Source organism: Pedobacter cryoconitis (assembly GCF_014207135.1).
Taxonomy (GTDB): Bacteria; Bacteroidota; Bacteroidia; order Sphingobacteriales; family Sphingobacteriaceae; genus Pedobacter; species Pedobacter cryoconitis_D.
In genome coordinates this window covers 224,185-241,861 of the sequence record NZ_JACHCC010000011.1, presented here as the reverse complement: position 1 = coordinate 241,861, position 17,677 = coordinate 224,185, and the positions used below count along the sequence as shown (strand labels likewise).

The following is a 17,677-nucleotide window of genomic DNA, read 5'->3' as shown; positions in this document are numbered from 1 at the left end:
CTTTACGCAATGAAGCTTGAAATCAAAACTGTGTTTCTTTTTTTTTGTCATAAAAATGCCCCCAGAAAGTGTCTAACTTTTTGGGGGCATTGCAATTTAACAGCCCTTTTTTTGCTTATATTTTTAATCAGCGTAGGGGTATGGGGTGTCAGGTGCGTCTTCATGAAAAAAACAGACAAAAATGTACAATATCATGATAGAATCAAGTAAAAATGCCCTTGTTATTATACTGGCGGGCGTAATCATTGCATCAATGGTTATTTTGATCGGAGGTTAATTCAAACAGGTTTTAATATCTGCATAATTTTCAGTAAAATTAACAGGAAATTATGGCACTGTTTAAACGTAAATCACAATTTGACGACGATCTTGGCTTTGGTACACAACCTGTAACCGGAGAGCAGAGGATGATGAATACAGACGGATCTTCCAATATCAAACGGATTGGTCTGCCATTAATCAGAACTTCTGATACTTACAACTGGCTGATCTCCATGAGCTGGAAGAAGTTTCTTTTCATCCTGCTGATTGCTTATCTGGTTGTCAATATATTCTTTGCTTCACTTTATGTGTTCATTGGTATTGAACATCTTAAAGGAGCCGGAGGAATTACCCCCAGAGATCATTTCTTTGATGCTTTTTTCTTTTCAGCCCAAACCATCTCTACTGTTGGTTACGGGCATATCAGTCCGGACGGTTTTTTAACAAGCTGTCTGGCTGCATTTGAATCCATGCTCGGTTTACTGGCTTTTGCATTGGCTACAGGTTTACTATATGGCCGGTTCTCCAGACCGACCGCAAAAATATCCTATAGTAAAAACATGGTTATCGCTCCTTATAGAGAAGGTCTTGGTTTGATGTTCAGACTGGCCAATCTGAGAAATAATCAGCTGATAGAAATTGAGGTACAGGTTGTTCTGTCCTATAATGAATCGGTCAAAGGGAAAAAAACAAGAAGATTTTATCCTTTAGAACTGGAACGGTCTAAAATTGGTCTGCTGACGATGAGCTGGACTGTCGTTCATCCTATTGATGAAAGCAGTCCGTTTCATCAGAAAACAGCAGCAGAATTAGCGGATGCTGAAGTAGAAATACTGGTGCTGTTAAAGGCATTTGATGATACTTTTTCTCAGACTGTCCATACCCGTACTTCTTATAAAGATGAAGATATTATCCATAATGCCAGGTTTGTGACTATCTTCTCCAGAGACAGTAACGGGCAGACTATCCTCGATCTTTCAAAAGTAGGGACTTATGAAAAATTGTCAGACCCTGCCCATCATCATTAAATAGTAACGACTATCTTTCCTTTTGTCCTTTCTTTTTCCATCTCGGTATGAGCTTCTTTCAGTTCATCAAAATGATAGATCTTATGCAAGTGTGATTTTAGAATCCCTTTTTGCAGCAGGTCAGCTATCTGTCGCATATCCTCTCCATTGGAAATAACAATCTGCGGGAATGGGGGGAGAAATAACTGTCGAAAGAAGGATTGAGTTAATAAAAGATTTATTTCTGATTTAATTCATAAATTAGAAATAAATCTAACCTTATGAAAACTTCTTCTCTAATGTATTTACTGATCATTTTAGCATTTTCGTCCTGTAAAGTTAAAAAACAGGGTACCCCGCAGATAGCAGCCGAAGATTCCTTCCTGCCTATGCAGATTGGAAACCGCTGGACACATGGCACGCATACCTATACCGAAATCCGGGATACGGTAAGGATTAATAAACAGCTCTATTATAAATTCTATTCTCTGATTGGCGGGGATGCTACTTCCACAAAATATATGCGGATAGATGAGAATAACCAGTTACTGGAGGCTTTTCCGGATCAGCCGGGTATGATCTATTTACATGCAAAGTTTGATGCCCCACTCAATGATGTCTTTAATACCCTGAATGACAAAAGTACAAATGACTATCAGGTGAAACTCGTAGAAAAAACAGCTGACAAAAGAACCTTTGAGTTTGATATGGTAAATCAGTCAAACTTAAAGGGCAGTACCTATAAGATAAGTTATATCAAAGGACAGGGGCTCGACGATGGCTGGGATAGTATCCGGATAAATGGTAAAGTCATTAAATAATTTTTTTAAAAAGCTATATTAATACAGTTTTCTGTGTTAATATAGCTTAATATTAATGTGTGTATTTTTAACACTTGTTTAAAATAAGTGTCAGAAAAGTTACAATTATAATTTGGAGATTCTTATATTAGGGTGTTACGATCTACCTAACACTCAACCATATGAATAAAAAATTAAGACTTATCACTTTAATTGCGCTGGCCGCAGTAGTGATTGCATCCTGCTCTAAAACCAAAGAGACACCTGCAAATCCAACACCTCAAAACCAGAAATCTGAAAATGTATTATCCTACATTAAGAGTCTTGGTTTTCCTGCTACAGCTATCGTCGATAATGGTGATAGCTATGTTGTAGAGGAAGATATTATCTTCCCTAAAAACATGGTTATTCCAAATGGTCAGCCTAAGACTGAGCAGTTTTATACCGGGAGCCTGGTTAACGCCACTAACAAAAAGAATATCAGAGTAAAAGTTGATGCTTCGATGACCAGCATGAATGCTGAGGTGACTTCGGCTGTTGATCAATGGAATGCGATAGCGAATTCAAGTGTTCGTTTCAGCATTGTAACCACTGGGACTTATGATATCCTGATTAAAGATGAAAATCTTGGAAGCGGTGTTTGTGGACAGGGAACATTCCCCTCAGGAGGTGCTGCAGGTAATTTAATCAAAATCAACAAAGCATATATTGCTGCCAATAGTTTTGCGCAACGTCAACGGACGATTACGCATGAACTTGGCCATAATATCTCTTTGAGACATACTAACTGGTCCGCTATCGGTGAAGGAACTGCCACTCCTGTACCGGGCGTAGGTGGAACAGATGCGTCTTCATTGATGAATGGAGGTCAGTGTAATTCAGGAGCTACTGTATTATCTACTAAAGATAAACAAGCTACTGCTGCACTATATCCATTGTAAAAAATAACCTGAAAAAACTTAATCAAAGATCGTAACTTATTCAGGACAGGTCCCTTAACGGGATCTGTCCCGTTTAAAAAAATATACCTCCAAAGAAGATGAAATTTATATTACTGTTGTTACTTGCTCCAGTCTTTTGTTTTGCGCAGAACGATAAGTATGCTCTTAACTTTACCGATGGAGTCCAGGACAGTGTTCCGGGAACTTCCATTATTTTAAAAAATCATGCGGTGCTTTTTCAGAAAGTTTATACTTCAAAACTAGAAAAGGAGGAATTAAGTGACAGACTTTATACCCTTTTGGCAACCATCAAAAAATTCAGGTATGACCGTCATATTTATCCGGCCGAAAATCAGTTTATCGGAAAACTGGTTTTTTATATGATTGATGCCAGAAGGTACGGGGCTACTGCATTTACGACACCTGCAGTTCTGGCATATCCTTTAACCGCTACTGTAAGTATTCACGTTAAAGACTTTAAATACCGCGTCATTATTACAGATATGAACTTTAAAGATCCGGTTAAAGTGCAGGATCCTAAAAAACCGGTAACAAATGAACTGGTTACCGATGTCATGCTGGACGATTATCTCACGCAAAAGAGACGCTCACAACTAAAAAACAGCAAGACGGCACTAAGAGTTGCCCAGTTTATCTCTCAGGATCTTGCCGACCGTTTCGATCTGCAGAAATCTATCTTATCAGATGATTTTTAAGCCAGGATCAGAGCTGTACACTGCTTCCGGCAATCACTTTCCAGGAGTCTTCAATATTTTTCCAGACCCTGGTATAACGGTAATTCCCATCCAGACTATGTACCAGATATTTACCCTGTAAATTAATAGTTACCGCTACTACAGCCGTATCACCTATCAGATGAATAGCCTGATCCGCTGATTCAATGTGTGTAATGGCAATGTTTCCCGAATGATAGTTCTCCATATCCTGAGCTTTGGAAATTGTTTGACCCTGAGGAGTGGTAAATAGGAGATCCTGATGGAGGAGCTCATCGAGTACACTGACATCGTTTAGTCGGATAGCTTCAAGAAGTCTTTTTTCGCAGGTAATAATATCTTCTTTAAACATTTTAGCTGTGATTAGTTTCAGGAATGAAATTAGTATTTTGTTTCCTGTTAAACAACATCAGCCAGCTTAAACCGATAAAAGCATATATACCCAGAATAACTATCGGGAGGGAGGTAATGGCTGCATTGACAGTTGTTGACTGCATAAAAAGAGTCAATATGGATAAACCTATTCCGGCACCCAGAAAGTAAGAGGTGGTTGACAGGCTGGATGCTAAACCATAATATTTACTTGGAACATCCTGGATAGAAAGGACCGATAGCCCTGTATAACTGATTGTCATCCCCAGTCCTGATACAAAGGCAGCAGAAAGTAGGATTAAGGGCAGAGCGTGTCCTGTTAATACCGCGCCGATTAACAGGATGGCACCCGTTAACATCATCATCATACCTAAAATTCCTGTCTGACCAATATTTAGTCTTTTCATTAATACAGGCAGAATAAATTTGGCTACGATAGCCGATAAGATACTGAACGGAACTAAAAGTAAACCTGATTTTGCGGCGCTAAACCCCATATCTCTCTGTAGCATGAGGGAAATGATAAATAAATAACCTGTAAAGAACGAGCCCAGTAAAAAGAAAACCCCATTCGCGGTGACTACTTTGGAAGAACGGAAAATAGAGAGATCAATCAAAGGTTCCTGGTGACGGCAGAGTCTTGTGTATAATAGTTTTAAGCAGGTGATAATGCCGATAGTTAAAGCAGTAAGTAATAAATAGTGTTTTTGGAAATTACCTATTTCATGTACACCATAACTCAGCATCAGCAGACTGGCAACCAGTAAAAATCCGGAGATCAGGTCCGGTGATTTTTTTTGCACAGCAGGGATGTCAGCATCCAGATAGAACCAGGATAGAATGATAACTACTGCCAGAACAGGTACGTTGATCAGGAAAACCCAGTGCCAGCCCCAGTAAGTGCTGATAATACCACCAATTGATAAACCACTTCCTGATCCGATGGCCGCAAAAGAGCTGAAAATTCCTATCGCTTTGCTACGTTCGTGTTTTTCAGTAAAAGTATGGGTGACAATAGACATCGCCGAAGGCATAATAAGTGCTGCAGCAAGGCCCTGTACTGCCCGGTATAAGGCTAACATTCCGAATGAACCCGAGAGACCGGCACCTAATGAGGTTAATAAAAACAAAGTAGAACCAGCGATGAATATGGTTTTTTTACCTATTACATCCGATAACTTTCCACCAATAATCAGGAAGCCACCATACAATAATACATATAGTGTTTGCAGCCATTGTACCTGGTCATTAGTAATACTGAACTGTGACTGAATAGAGGGAATAGTTAAATTTATAATGGCGATATCCAGTGCTTCCACAAAAATCCCCATCGAAGCAATCATCAGGATACCATTCTTTTTTGTAATCATATAATAGTGTGTTGTTCTTTCAAATGTATTAATATGGAATAGATTGTAGAAATAATAATAAATATTCAGAACAGATGTGATATTTGTTTACTTTTAAAAGTACATAAGTACTATCAAGCCATCATTATTATGCCAAATACAGAACAATCCGAAAGACCTTCCGTTACACTGGATACAAAAGACTATGAAATTCTCAGGTTAATGGAAGAGAATGCCAAGCTTACCGTAAGAGAAATTGCGGCCCTGATTCATTTAAGTCCGACACCGACTCATGAACGGATTAAACGGATGGAAAAAAGCGGGGTGATCAGGCAGTATGCGGCAATACTCAACAAGCGATTGATAGGAAAGGGGATGATTGTACTTTGTATGATTACCCTAAAGGAACATAATAAAAAAGCAGGCGCTGTTTTTATTAAAGCTATGCTTGAATTTAAAGAAGTGGTAGAGTGTTACAATATTTCCGGCGACTTTGATTTTATGGTTAAAATTGTCGCCGGAAGTATGGAAAGCTATCATAATTTCTTTGTCAATCAACTAGGTGAAGTCAAAGGAATAGGGCAGACAAAAAGTATTTTTGTCATGGATGTGATCAAAGAGACTCACAATTTGCTCTAGCAAAGATTTATGCGTTTAAAGTTCTCAGATTTTTGATCTTTAGAGTATGTTTTTGTTTTTCTCTGAATTCAAAACTCATTTTTCCCATCATTAGATTATCAGGTGAAGAATGTCCGATAAGCACATCATGTCCGGTCGAATTTTTTACAACCATAGTATGTGCTTTCTGGTTTTGTTCGTTTCTACCGATTATAAAATCAATATACTTAGATTTTTCTGCAATACTGAAATTATCAGGGTTGCCTGCCTGGTCTTTATAATTAAGGTCTGATAAACATACAACAAGGTCACAATTCTGGTGCTCTTTCAGATAAATTGCAGTCTCATTTGCTTTTTTAATGGGATCCTGGTAGTTAATCCCATTTATTTTCGGACCGATACCAGTCAGGCCGATTTTATATCTGCCGAAATTGATAATCTGCCATGGTTTTACAAAGGATGCCAGGGTTTCATTAGTGAAAGAATAGTTACAACTTAATAGACTGAAACTCATCGTAGCAGTCAGACTGGCTAAATAAGTCTCTCCATTACTCAGGTCCTGTGCAGTTGGAATACTGGCATGATAACCAGCCGAATTCATTGCGGCAATAACTGACTCATGGTGAGCTCTATCCTTTTCTTCACCCAGGAAATTCCCTGTGTCTAAAATCAGCCCCCCTGAACTCTGTCTGTTGAGTACGGTGTTAAATTGATTGATGCCTCCCGGATCGTCAACATTTCCATTCAATCGCATACTATGGTAAATCGTTACCGTATGTCTGGATGATTGTAGGGTGTTGACATTTTTGCTAACCTGAGCTAAGGTGTTAATGGGTCTGCTTAGTAAGGTTGCGGCTGCTGCGAGAGTACTGTTTTTGAGAAATGACCTGCGGTTGTCGGACATATGATTGGCGTTAATATGCCATAAACATAGAAAAATTTACACAGTCATTTCCAAGCGGAACGAAAAAAAATAATAATTATTGTAATTGTCAAAATATAATATAACTTTACGATAGAATTAACGACGCCTAAATTAGTTCCAGTACAAGATACAAAACTATATTATTATTAACGACTCTCAAATGTTATCAAATAATGAGTGATTTCTTAGGATCAATCAGCATGTTCACCTTTAACTTCCCTCCAAGAGGGTATGCACAATGTGATGGACAATTATTAGCTATTAATACAAATGCAGCACTCTTCTCTTTATTAGGAACCACCTATGGAGGGAATGGAGTAACTACTTTCGCTTTGCCGGATTTCAGAGGCAGGACACCGTTACATTATGGGACCGGATCTTATACTTTAGGGGCTACCTCGGGAGAAGAAAGTCATCTGCTTACGCTCACTGAGATCCCATTGCACAGCCATACCTTTGGTGCTGGTTATGTGAGGGCAAAAGCAGGCAGTACCACTGCGAATGCAACAGCTCCCGAAAATAATTATTATGCTTCAAATCCTGCACTGACTACACGTTTCAGTAATCGTGCAGATACAGCTATGTATAATAATGGCCCATTTAATACGCAGCAAGTCGGATCAGGACAAGCACACGAAAACAGGATGCCTTTTGTCGTGTTGAATTTTGTGATTGCGCTTACTGGTATCTTTCCTTCAAGAAATTAATTTAACAATTTAATCTACACTTATTATGGCAGCAGGTGATGAATCCTATGTTGGCGAAATTTGTATGGTTGGCTTTAATTTTGCCCCCCGAGGTTTTGCGCTTTGTAATGGGCAAATATTGGCAATTAATCAAAATGCCGCTCTTTTTTCTATACTGGGAACACAATATGGAGGAAACGGGACGACAAATTTTGGGCTTCCCAATCTCCAGGGAAATGCGATTGTAGGGCAAGGTAACGGCCCGGCACTGACGCCCCGTACTAACGGTGATACCGGAGGGGTAACAACAGTTGTAATTACTAACAGTACTATGGCTAACCATACGCATGGATTGAACCCTGTGATCAATACAGGTGCTGCGCCTAATACAGCCAATGCGGTTGGCAGTTTACCTGCCGCATCACCTACTACAGATAATCTATATTCTACTTCGGGCAGTGCGACCGATTTTATGGCCCCTCTTATTGTCAATCTGACCAGTCCTACCAGTACGCAGGGTGGTGGTCAGGCACACAATAATATACAGCCTTATTTAGCAATCAATTTTATTATTGCCGTGGTAGGCGTTTTTCCATCCCGAAATTAAATTTAAAATTATGGCAGCAGAACCTTATATCGGAGAAGTATCAATGTTTGGAGGCAATTTTGCCCCGGCAGGCTGGGCACTTTGTGATGGCTCTTTGATCTCGATAGCGAACAATTCAACCCTGTTTGCTTTAATAGGAACAAATTTTGGCGGTGATGGCGTAACCACATTTGGTCTGCCTGATCTGCGTGGACGTACACCCATTCATATGGGCAGATCAGCTACATCCGGGACTACCTATATTCTTGGTCAGACCGGTGGGGCAGAAAGTGTGGTTTTAACCAATGCCACTATACCTAACCATTCACATGCTGTTACCGGAACTGTAGAAATGAAGGTAAGAGCGGATAATCCTGATACCCAGGTGTCGCCGATTAATAACGGACTGGCAATTGCCCCGGGGAAAAAATATTTCAGCCGGACACCAACTACTAATGCGATGGGGCCGCTGGATACTAATATTGTACTGAGCCAGTTTGGCAGCAGTGCGGCTCATGAAAATATGCAACCCTTCCAGGTGATCAATTTTATTATTGCTACACTAGGTATTTTCCCATCCAGAAATTAAACAATATGACTATAGGTATACTGCTCCCTAATTCCACTACTTATCCCCTGATCTCCTATAATTTTATAGCGGGGCTGAAAGGATGTTTAGGACAATTAGCCCCGGCTTTGTTACCTGAATTACATACTTCATCAATTGGTTTTGGCACTGACCAGATAGAGATGTTAAAAGAAGCGCAGGATATGCTTCTTGAGAAAAATGCCGATATATTAATAGTTTTTGCTGATCATCCGGTTGTAGAATGTCTTTTTCCGTTGATCAGTTCATTAAAGAAATTATTAATTATAGTCAATACCGGGGCTAAGTACCCCCCGGTAAAACTACAGCCTTATGTGATTTATCATACGCTCAATTATGCTTTGCATTGCCGGCTTACCGGTAAATTTGCTGCTGATCAGAGTAGTAAGGCAGTGAATGCTACATCCTATTATGACGGTGGTTATAGCCTTTGTCATGGTATCAGTGATGGCTATATGAGTAAAGGAAGTAATATTGTCTTTAATTTTGTCAGTAAATTCAAGGCTGATGAGTTTGACATTAACCCTCTTTCCGATTTCATACAAGCTAACCCGGAAGTAAAAGATATACTGGCTGTTTACAGTGATCTGAGTCCTGTGTTTTATGAACAGCTGGCTCAGAAGTTTCCTGCAACACCTTTAAATATCTTTGCTAATCCAGCTATGCTGGATGAAATACACTTACCGGAAGATGAAGATTTTAGTCTGTCCAAGACTGTGAATGCCTATTTACCCTGGACAGTAAACATAAAAAATGCCGAAAATATCAATTTCTGCAATGTCTTTAAAGCCAGTTCCGGACGTTTACCAGATGCTTTTGCTGCATTGGGCTGGGATACTGGTGTATTACTGACGAATTACATTGTTACCGCTACAGCAAACCCACTTTTCAAAATTAAACAGGTGTTAGCTCATTTGTTTAACAATGAAATGAATGGGGCTAAAGGGGTAATGTATGTGGATAGAAAAACACATCAGGTGCTTTCTCCGGCGTACAGGGTAAAACTTGAGGCCGAAAATGAACTGATCGTGGAGGAAGTAGTGCTTTATGATGAAGTACTGCAGGAATGGACTGAAATATGTGCTCATCCAGCCCAGGGACTTGTCTCAGGATGGATCAATACATACATGTGCTCTTAAACCACTAGTATCTAAATTATATAAACGCTCACTAATCCATCATCCCATGGAAATCTCTCTCAAAAGGGTAATTAAAGGCATTCTATTGTCTTTAGTTTTCCTTACAGGCATTAGTTATAGTGCCTTAGCTCAATGTACCCTGGGTAAGGGTGATCTTGTATTTACCGGTTATGATCTCCAGGACGATGGGATCAACGGCTTAACTCAGGATGACAAATTCTCCTTCGTGCTGCTTCGTGACGTCGCAGCCGGTACACAAATTTATTTTACAGACTTTGGCTGGACTTCGGCTAATGCTTTTCAGGTTGATGCACAGGCTGTAAGCGATGGTATGATCCTCTGGACTGCAGATAAAAAATATGTGGCAGGGACACAGATTTACATCAAATGTAAATTTAGTTTAACCGCTTTTGATAAGAATAATGCCGCTGCGGGTGTCGTAACTTCAGTTACAGAATCCTATGATACCCGGGTTAATTTTCCCGGAACGCCTCATGAGTATATGAGTCTCGGTGTGTTTTCCGGTGATCAGATTTTTGCTTTTATCGGTACTCCCGCTGCACCAACATTTCTGGCCGGGATGAGTATAAATCATAACAATGGGGGCGGAGTTTCCGGATGGGATGTCACCTTGTCGCCAGCTACTTTTGCTGCTGATGAATCGATGTTACCTGCAGGCCTGGCCAGTGGAGCTCAGAATTTGTCCATCGTTCAGACTGATCCGACCGACCCGACATTTAATACTGCCTATACCGCACGTTATAAAGCAACAGCTGCCGGGGGAGGAACTACTTCCGGTGTAGCTTCGGCTATTGTAACCAGACTGAATAATCCTGCAAACTGGGAGATACTCAATGACGGAACTTCCTTTTCTCCTTTTTTCTCGGGCGAGACATTTACGGTTACCGGGGCAGCAATTACCACTCAGCCGCTGAACAGACTTAGTCAGTGTGCAGGTACCGGAACCACTTTTGCTGTTGTAACTACTAATGCCTGTGCTTATCAATGGCAGGTGAGTACAGATCTGGGAGTTACTTTTACGAATATTACTAATGGAGGAGTATATTCCGGAGCTACCAGTGCAACACTTACAATTTCAAATGTAAATGGACTGGGTACCTATCAATACCAGGCAATTGTAACTGGTGCTGCGGGTCCCGTAACTTCGACGGCTGCACAGCTGACACTGGCCAGTCAGGTAATTACACTTGCTCCGTCTTCATTGGCTTCAGGTACTTATCAGACAGCATACAGTCAGACTTTAACGCCTACGGGAGGTGGTGCACCTTATGTTTATTCGATAAGTGCAGGAACTTTGCCAACTGGTTTAACACTTTCTGCTGCAGGGGTTATCTCAGGTACACCGACAGCAGCCGGGACTTCTAATTTTACCGTTTCGGTAACAGGCGCATGTATCAGTTCAGGGTCTCAGGCCTTCTCACTGGTTATCGCACAAAAACCATTAACAGCTACATTCGCAGCTGTTACTAAAGCTTATGATGGAACCGCAAATGCTAACGTAGTTTTTAACCCGCTTAATGCCGCTAGTGGGGTCGTAGGTGCTGATGTAGTTAGTGTAACTTATACTTCGGCGGCATTTAGCGATGCAACTGTAGCGAATAATAAAACAATCAGTTTTGTAGGATTGGGTTTAACAGGTGCCGCAAGTGCGAATTATACGCTGAACACAGTTACAGCTACAGGTAATATCACTCCGGCAGTCATCGTGCCTTCACTGGCAGGAACCATTACCAAAACTTATGACGGAACTACAACAGCGACTTTAGCCGGAGCAAATTATACTTTTACAGGTAAAGTAGGAGTAGAAAATGTAGCCCTGAATAATCCTGTAAGTGGAACTTATGATCTGAAAAACGTAGGTAGCAGGACCGTTACCGTTACAGGGTTAACACTGACCGGGACTGATGCCGCGAATTATACCTTGTCCACTACCAGTGTTACCGCGCCGGGAACGATTACCTCAGCGACTATTGTACCAACACTGGCAGGAACAATCACGAAAACTTATGACGGAACTACAGCGGCCACTTTAGCAGCTGGAAATTATAGCTTTACAGGAAAGGTAGGTACAGAAAATGTAGCGCTGAATAATCCGGTCAGCGGAACTTATGACCTGAAAAATGCAGGTTCCCGCACGGTTACTGTGACAGGTCTGGCTCTTACAGGAACAGATGCTATCAATTATACACTTTCTACGCTCAGCTTAACCGCACCTGGAACAATTACCTCAGCGACTATTACACCGACACTGGCAGGAACAATCACGAAGACTTATGACGGAACTACGACGGCTACTTTAGCGGCTGCGAATTATAGCTTTACTGGTAAGGTAGGTACGGAAAATGTAGCCCTGAATAATCCATCCAGCGGAACTTATGATCTGAAAAATGTAGGTAGTCGTACGGTTACGGTTACTGGTCTGGCACTTATAGGAACAGATGCTATCAATTATACACTTTCTACGCTCAGTTTAACTGCACCGGGTACAATTACCTCAGCGGTTATTGTACCGGTACTTGCCGGAACAATAACTAAAGTTTATGATGGTACTACAACCGCAACCTTAACAGCTGGAAACTACAGCTTCAGTGGTCTGGTAGGGACGGAAAATGTGGCCCTGAATAATCCTGCAGCAGGAACCTACGATCTGAAAACTGCGGGTAGCCGTACAGTAACAGTTACTGGTTTAGCTTTGACAGGAACTGATGCTGCAAATTATACGCTGTCTACCCTCAGTTTAACCGCACCGGGAACTATTACCACTGCAACGATAACACCTGTGTTGGCAGGAACAATTACGAAGGTTTATGATGGGAATGTTACAGCCGTTTTATCGACAGCTAATTTTAACATTCTGGGAGTTATCGGAACAGATGCTGTAACCCTGATTAATCCACCCATTGGAACCTATAATATTAAAGACGCTGGCAGCCGTGTAGTTACTGCTATTGGTTTGTCACTCTCAGGGGTAGATGCAGTCAATTATACACTTTCTACGACCACTGTAACTGCACCGGGTACAATTACTTCAGCGACGATTATACCGGTACTGGCAGGAACCATTACCAAACCTTATGACGGAACAACAGCCGCAACCTTAACAGCTGCAAATTATAGTTTCAGCGGTTTGGTAGGTGTGGAAAATGTAACCCTGAATAATCCGGCAAGTGGAACCTATGATCTGAAAACAGCAGGTAACCGTACAGTAACGGTGACAGGTTTAGCCCTGACCGGAACTGATGCTGTTAACTATACGATTTCAACAACCAGCTTAACGGCGCCGGGAACAATTACCTCGGCAACGATTGTCCCTGTACTGGCAGGAACAATTATGAAGGTTTACGACGGAACTACTACAGCCACCTTATCAGCAGCGAACTATAGCTTTACCGGTAATATCGGTGCTGACCAGGTCGCATTAAATAATCCTGTAACAGGAAATTATAGTCTGAAAACAACAGGTAACCGTACGGTAACTGTGACAGGTTTAGCCCTGACCGGAACTGATGCAGTCAACTATACGATTTCAACGACCAGTTTGACTGCGCCGGGAATAATTACTGCAGCGACTATTACGCCTGTACTGGCAGGAACGATTACTAAAGTTTATGACGGAACAACTGCAGCCACTTTATCAGCAGCTAACTATAGCTTTACTGGTAATATTGGTGCAGACGTTGTAACGCTGAATAATCCAGCTGCCGGGACTTACGATCTGGCAATTGCTGGTAACCGTACTGTAGCCGTAACAGGTTTAGCCCTGACCGGAACAGACGCTGTCAACTATACGCTTTCGACAACCAGTTTAACTGCTCCGGGAACAATTACCGCAGCGACTATTGTACCAGTGCTGGCAGGAACGATTACCAAAGTTTACGACGGGACTACCACAGCTACATTAACTGGAGCCAATTATAGCTTTACAGGTAATATTGGTGCAGATCAGGTAACCCTGAACAATCCTGCAGCAGGAACCTACGATCTGAAAACTGCGGGTAACCGTACAGTAACAGTAGCTGGTTTAGCATTAACAGGAACAGATGCTGCGAATTACACGATTTCAACCACAAGCTTAACGGCTCCGGGAACAATTACCTCGGCAACCATTATCCCTGTGTTGGCAGGAACGATTACTAAAGTTTATGATGGAAACACGGTAGCCACTTTATCAGCAGCTAATTATAGCTTTACAGGTAATATTGGTGCCGATCAGGTAGCCCTGAACGATCCGGCTTCCGGAACTTATGATCTGAAAATTGCGGGTAACCGTACAGTAACGGTAACAGGTTTGACCCTGACCGGAACAGATGCAGCCAACTATTCGATTTCAACAACCAGTTTAACCGCTCCGGGAACTATTACCGCAGCAACTATTATCCCTGTATTGGCTGGAACAATTACTAAAGTATATGATGGAAACACTGCAGCCACTTTATCAGCAGTTAATTATAGCTTTACAGGTAATGTTGGTGCAGATCAGGTAGCCCTGAACGATCCGGCTTCCGGAACCTATGATCTGAAAATTGCAGGTAACCGTACAGTAACGGTAACAGGTTTAGCCCTGACCGGAACTGATGCTGCCAACTATTCGATCTCAGCGACCAGTTTAACTGCTCCTGGAACAATTACTTCAGCAACTATTACTCCTGTACTTGCTGGGACCATCACTAAAGTATATGATGGAAATACTACAGCTACCTTATCAGCAGCTAATTATAGCTTTACAGGTAATGTTGGTGCAGATCAGGTAGCCCTGAACGATCCGGCTTCCGGAACTTACGATCTGAAAATTGCGGGTAACCGTACAGTAACGGTAACAGGTTTAATCCTGACCGGAACTGATGCTGCCAACTATTCGATCTCAGCGACCAGTTTAACTGCTCCTGGAACAATTACTTCAGCAACTATTATCCCAGTGCTTGCCGGTACTATCACTAAAGTTTATGATGGAAACACGACAGCTACCTTATCAGGAGCAAACTACAGTATCTCGGGGAATGTTGGCGGAGATCAGGTAGCCCTGAATGATCCAGCTGCAGGAACTTATGATCTGAAAGACGCGGGTAATCGTACAGTAACGGTAACAGGTTTAGCCCTGACCGGAACTGATGCAGCTAACTACACGATTTCAGCTGCCAGCTTAACAGCGCCGGGAACAATTACTTCTGCAACTATTACCCCAGTGCTTGCCGGTACCATCACAAAAATTTATGACGGAAACACTGCAGCTACGCTATCAGGAGCTAATTATAGCTTTACAGGTAATATCGGTGCCGATCAGGTAGCCCTGAATAATCCATTAGCAGGAACTTATGACCTGAAAATTGTAGGTAACCGTACTGTATCTGTGAGTGGTTTAGCCCTGACAGGAACTGATGCAGCCAACTATTCTATTTCAACGACCAGTTTAACCGCACCTGGAACAATTACCTCAGCAACTATCGTCCCTGTACTTGCCGGAACGATTACTAAAGCTTATGATGGAACTACTACAGCTACCTTATCAGGATCTAATTATAGTATCTCAGGTAATGTCAGTGGAGATCAGGTAGCCTTGAATAACCCTGTGGCAGGAACTTATGATCTGAAAATAGTAGGTAACCGTACTGTATCTGTGAGTGGTTTAGCCCTTACAGGAACTGACGCAACCAACTACACAATTTCGGCCACCAGTTTAACTGCTCCGGGAACAATTACCTCAGCGACTATAGTTCCCGTATTGGCCGGTACCATCACTAAAGTTTATGACGGTACTACCACAGCCACTTTATCAGGAGCGAATTACAGCTTTACAGGTAATATCGGTACTGATCAGGTAGCGCTGAATAACCCTTCTGGCGGAACATACGACCAGAAAAATACTGGCAGTCGTACAGTAACTGTTAACGCTGTAGGATTAACAGGTGCCGACGCGGCCAACTATTCGATTTCAACAACCAGCTTAACCGCACCGGGCACAATTACCTCAGCCAGCATTACACCTTTACTGACCGGAACAATTACTAAAGTTTATGACGGAAGCACAACTGCTTTCTTAAATGCAAGTAATTACAGTTTCAGTGGTCAGGTAGGTTCAGAGAATGTAGCGCTGAATAATCCGGCTCAGGGAGTTTATGACAATGCAAACGTAGCCACAGGAAAATTGGTAACTGTTATCGGCCTGGCACTGACAGGAACAGATGCAGGAAACTATGTCCTGACTACCTCCAGCCTGAACAATAACACCGGCATAATTACAGCTCAGCCATTACTTGTTACAGCAGACAATAAACAGATGATACAAGGTACAACTGTACCTCCACTGACTATAACTTATACTGGTTTTGTCAATGGAGAAACAGCAGCTGTACTGACTACACCAGTCACTGAAACAACTACTGCCACTAACACATCTTTAGCCGGTGATTATCCGATACTGGTTAGTGGTGCGGCAGCGGCCAATTATGCTATCACTTATGCAAACGGTGTACTGACTATAAAACCAGGTATACCAACCAGCATAACTTTCACGCCACAGCCTTTATATCAGAAAAGACCTGTAGGAGCGGTGGCAGGAACATTAAGCAGTACCTCTCTAGATCCGAATGCAACCTTTACTTATACGCTGGTTGGCGGAGCCGGAGATATTGATAATAGTTCATTTGCTATCAGTGGTAACCAGGTCGTTACTGCAAAAGTCCTGAACTTCAAACAACAGGCTGTTTATAGTATTGTAGTCAGAAGTACAACCCAGTATGGATTGACTTTAGATAAACAATTCAATATTTATCTGAATGATGTCAATGAAGTTCCGACACTGAATGCAATAGCTGATCTGACCCAGTGTAATACAACCAGTAAACAAACCATTGCACTAAGCGGTATCACTCCGGGACCAGAGACAACTCAGACCACAACCTTAAGTGTGACTTCTGATAATCCGTCGATGTTCAGTGATCTGAGAGTAAGCCAGGGAGCTAATGGAAATGGAACACTGACTTATTATCTGGCCAACAACTCAGTTTCAGGAACTGCAAGAATTACAGTGACTGTGAAAGATAACGGTGGAACAGCTAATGGTGGAGTAGACACCTATAGCAGAACCTTTGCGCTGAATATCAACCCGGTTCCGGTACTGAGCATTATTTCAGAAGCTGGAACATCACTATCAAAAGGTGTTACGACCAGACTGATCGCCAGCGGAGGAAATACCTATGTATGGGCAAATGCTTCAGGTATCATCGGTGCACAGAACACAGCGATACTCACAGTGAGACCAACACAGACAACTTCATACACAGTAACAGCTACCAATGCATCAGGTTGCAGCAGTACACAGCTGATTACCATTGATGTCCTTGACGATTACCGTACCATTGATGCAACGAATGTTTTAACACCGAACGGAGATGGTGTCAATGATAAATGGGTAGTGAGGAATATTGATGTGTACCCTAACAATGAAGTGAAAATATTTGATCGTGCCGGAAGACAGGTTTATAGTAAAAAGGCATATGATAATAGCTGGGATGGAACAGTGAATGGTAGTCCGCTGAGTGAAGGCACCTACTTTTATGTTATAGATTTTGGAGACGGCCGAAGCAAATTCAAAGGCTTTATAACGCTGGTTAGAAACAATTAAAACAAAGAAA

14 protein-coding genes are annotated in these 17,677 nt (G+C 41.8%); 10 read left to right on the top strand and 4 right to left on the bottom strand.

Annotated elements, in window-relative coordinates; genetic code table 11:
- Nucleotides 1–329: 329 nt before the first annotated feature.
- Nucleotides 330–1,289, top strand: a complete 960-nt coding sequence (locus tag HDF25_RS20565; RefSeq protein WP_184628274.1) for an ion channel — start codon at nt 330–332, stop codon at nt 1,287–1,289.
- Here the strand turns inward: HDF25_RS20565 and HDF25_RS20560 are convergent.
- Nucleotides 1,286–1,444, bottom strand: coding sequence for a zinc-binding dehydrogenase (locus tag HDF25_RS20560; protein ID WP_317618239.1), 159 nt, complete (start codon nt 1,442–1,444; stop codon nt 1,286–1,288). The two genes, HDF25_RS20565 and HDF25_RS20560, sit on opposite strands and share 4 nt — an antisense overlap.
- A gap of 105 nt (nt 1,445–1,549) precedes the next feature.
- Between HDF25_RS20560 and HDF25_RS20555 the strand changes: the two genes are divergently transcribed.
- The 3 genes from HDF25_RS20555 (at nt 1,550) to HDF25_RS20545 (ending at nt 3,725) form a co-directional block, all read left to right on the top strand.
- Nucleotides 1,550–2,089, top strand: a complete 540-nt coding sequence (locus tag HDF25_RS20555; RefSeq protein WP_184628270.1) for a hypothetical protein — start codon at nt 1,550–1,552, stop codon at nt 2,087–2,089.
- A 161-nt stretch (nt 2,090–2,250) separates the two neighbouring features.
- Complete coding sequence (locus HDF25_RS20550) at nt 2,251–3,009, top strand: M57 family metalloprotease (protein WP_184628268.1); 759 nt, start codon at nt 2,251–2,253, stop codon at nt 3,007–3,009.
- Nucleotides 3,010–3,107: 98 nt separating this feature from the next.
- Entirely contained in the window at nt 3,108–3,725 is a 618-nt protein-coding gene (locus HDF25_RS20545; RefSeq protein WP_184628266.1) for a hypothetical protein, read from the top strand.
- A gap of 7 nt (nt 3,726–3,732) precedes the next feature.
- Here the strand turns inward: HDF25_RS20545 and HDF25_RS20540 are convergent, their stop codons facing one another.
- Nucleotides 3,733–4,095 carry a nuclear transport factor 2 family protein gene (locus HDF25_RS20540; protein ID WP_184628264.1) on the bottom strand — a complete coding sequence of 121 codons (363 nt, stop codon included), beginning with the start codon at nt 4,093–4,095 and terminating at the stop codon, nt 3,733–3,735.
- A gap of 1 nt (nt 4,096) precedes the next feature.
- The gene (locus tag HDF25_RS20535) at nt 4,097–5,485 is read right to left on the bottom strand and encodes an MFS transporter (protein ID WP_184628262.1); all 1,389 of its coding nucleotides are present in this window, start codon (nt 5,483–5,485) and stop codon (nt 4,097–4,099) included.
- A 129-nt stretch (nt 5,486–5,614) separates the two neighbouring features.
- Here HDF25_RS20535 and HDF25_RS20530 point away from each other — a divergent pair, with 129 nt between their 5' ends.
- Nucleotides 5,615–6,103 carry an Lrp/AsnC family transcriptional regulator gene (locus tag HDF25_RS20530; protein ID WP_184628260.1) on the top strand — a complete coding sequence of 163 codons (489 nt, stop codon included), beginning with the start codon at nt 5,615–5,617 and terminating at the stop codon, nt 6,101–6,103.
- Between the two features lie 7 nt (nt 6,104–6,110).
- On the opposite strand, the gene HDF25_RS20525 is transcribed toward HDF25_RS20530, so the two are convergent.
- Nucleotides 6,111–6,986, bottom strand: coding sequence for a hypothetical protein (locus tag HDF25_RS20525; protein WP_184628258.1), 876 nt, complete (start codon nt 6,984–6,986; stop codon nt 6,111–6,113).
- Nucleotides 6,987–7,180: 194 nt separating this feature from the next.
- Between HDF25_RS20525 and HDF25_RS20520 the strand changes: the two genes are divergently transcribed.
- The 5 genes from HDF25_RS20520 to HDF25_RS20500 are packed head-to-tail and all read left to right on the top strand — an operon-like array spanning nt 7,181 to nt 17,667.
- Nucleotides 7,181–7,714 (top strand): phage tail protein, encoded by a 534-nt coding sequence (locus tag HDF25_RS20520; protein ID WP_184628257.1) that lies wholly within the window; start codon nt 7,181–7,183, stop codon nt 7,712–7,714.
- A gap of 25 nt (nt 7,715–7,739) precedes the next feature.
- A complete protein-coding gene (locus HDF25_RS20515; RefSeq protein WP_184628255.1) occupies nt 7,740–8,300 on the top strand; it encodes a phage tail protein in 561 nt (186 codons plus the stop codon).
- A gap of 10 nt (nt 8,301–8,310) precedes the next feature.
- Nucleotides 8,311–8,868: a phage tail protein gene (locus HDF25_RS20510; protein ID WP_184628253.1), complete on the top strand. Its 558-nt coding sequence runs from the start codon at nt 8,311–8,313 to the stop codon at nt 8,866–8,868.
- A 5-nt stretch (nt 8,869–8,873) separates the two neighbouring features.
- The gene (locus tag HDF25_RS20505; RefSeq protein ID WP_184628251.1) at nt 8,874–10,025 is read left to right on the top strand and encodes an ABC transporter substrate-binding protein; all 1,152 of its coding nucleotides are present in this window, start codon (nt 8,874–8,876) and stop codon (nt 10,023–10,025) included.
- A 46-nt stretch (nt 10,026–10,071) separates the two neighbouring features.
- Nucleotides 10,072–17,667: a YDG domain-containing protein gene (locus tag HDF25_RS20500; protein ID WP_184628249.1), complete on the top strand. Its 7,596-nt coding sequence runs from the start codon at nt 10,072–10,074 to the stop codon at nt 17,665–17,667.
- The last annotated feature ends 10 nt before the right edge of the window (nt 17,668–17,677 follow it).

Bases quoted from the DNA above. Each gene is read 5' to 3' on its own strand.
- HDF25_RS20505 (WP_184628251.1), top strand. From the start codon at position 8,874: ATGACTATAGGTATACTGCTCCCTAATTCCACTACTTATCCCCTGATC.
- HDF25_RS20550 (WP_184628268.1), top strand. From the start codon at position 2,251: ATGAATAAAAAATTAAGACTTATCACTTTAATTGCGCTGGCCGCAGTA.
- HDF25_RS20530 (WP_184628260.1), top strand. From the start codon at position 5,615: ATGCCAAATACAGAACAATCCGAAAGACCTTCCGTTACACTGGATACA.
- HDF25_RS20520 (WP_184628257.1), top strand. From the start codon at position 7,181: ATGAGTGATTTCTTAGGATCAATCAGCATGTTCACCTTTAACTTCCCT.
- HDF25_RS20510 (WP_184628253.1), top strand. From the start codon at position 8,311: ATGGCAGCAGAACCTTATATCGGAGAAGTATCAATGTTTGGAGGCAAT.
- HDF25_RS20555 (WP_184628270.1), top strand. From the start codon at position 1,550: ATGAAAACTTCTTCTCTAATGTATTTACTGATCATTTTAGCATTTTCG.
- HDF25_RS20500 (WP_184628249.1), top strand. From the start codon at position 10,072: ATGGAAATCTCTCTCAAAAGGGTAATTAAAGGCATTCTATTGTCTTTA.
- HDF25_RS20515 (WP_184628255.1), top strand. From the start codon at position 7,740: ATGGCAGCAGGTGATGAATCCTATGTTGGCGAAATTTGTATGGTTGGC.
- HDF25_RS20545 (WP_184628266.1), top strand. From the start codon at position 3,108: ATGAAATTTATATTACTGTTGTTACTTGCTCCAGTCTTTTGTTTTGCG.
- HDF25_RS20565 (WP_184628274.1), top strand. From the start codon at position 330: ATGGCACTGTTTAAACGTAAATCACAATTTGACGACGATCTTGGCTTT.
- HDF25_RS20540 (WP_184628264.1), bottom strand. From the start codon at position 4,095: ATGTTTAAAGAAGATATTATTACCTGCGAAAAAAGACTTCTTGAAGCT.
- HDF25_RS20535 (WP_184628262.1), bottom strand. From the start codon at position 5,485: ATGATTACAAAAAAGAATGGTATCCTGATGATTGCTTCGATGGGGATT.
- HDF25_RS20525 (WP_184628258.1), bottom strand. From the start codon at position 6,986: ATGTCCGACAACCGCAGGTCATTTCTCAAAAACAGTACTCTCGCAGCA.